1 protein-coding gene is annotated in these 734 nt (G+C 60.8%); it reads right to left on the reverse strand.

The features are described 5' to 3' along the window. Positions 1-665 (reverse strand): Ig-like domain-containing protein (locus tag DIE06_RS37895; protein ID WP_260433918.1); only part of this gene is annotated, 665 nt, incomplete at its 3' end. Positions 666-734 lie beyond the last annotated feature (69 nt).

Here is a 734-nt window from a genome sequence, read left to right on the forward strand (position 1 = left end):
TGTACGTCGTTCACGCCTTCAACGGCGTTGAAGCCCGTATTCCAGGTATGGCCGCCATCGATCGAGTATTCGACGGTGGCGCCGGTTTCGACACCGGCGAGATTCAAGGTGCCGACATTGGTGATGTGGTCGGTGGCGCTGCTGCCGGAGTCCGTCGTCAACGCAACACCGGGCGCAGCGGCCGACGTATCGAGCGTGAAACTGAACGACGTGGCCGACGAGGTGTTGCCTGCGACGTCGATCTGCCGGACCTGTACATCGTTCACGCCTTCAACGGCGTTGAAACTGGTGTTCCAGGTATGGCCGCCGTCGATCGAGTATTCGACGGTGGCGCCGGTTTCGACACCGGTGAGATTCAAGGTGCCGACATTGGTGATGTGGTCGGTGGCGCTGCTGCCGGAGTCCGTCGTCAACGCAACACCGGGCGCAGCGGCCGACGTATCGAGCGTGAAACTGAACGACGTAACCGACGACGTATTGCCCGCGATATCGGTTTGCCGGACCTGTACGTCGTTCACGCCTTCAGCGGCGCTGAAACTGGTGTTCCAGGTATGGCCGCCATCGATCGAATATTCGACAACTGCACCGGTTTCGACACCGGTGAGGTTCAAGGTGCCGACATTGGTGATGTGATCAGTGGCGCTGCTGCCGGAGTCGGTCGTCAACGCAACACCGGGCGCAGCGGCCGACGTGTCGAGCGTGAAACTGAACGACGTAACCGACGACGTATTGCC

It is taken from the genome of Burkholderia sp. Bp8998 (assembly GCF_003854235.1).
Classification (GTDB): domain Bacteria; phylum Pseudomonadota; class Gammaproteobacteria; order Burkholderiales; family Burkholderiaceae; genus Burkholderia.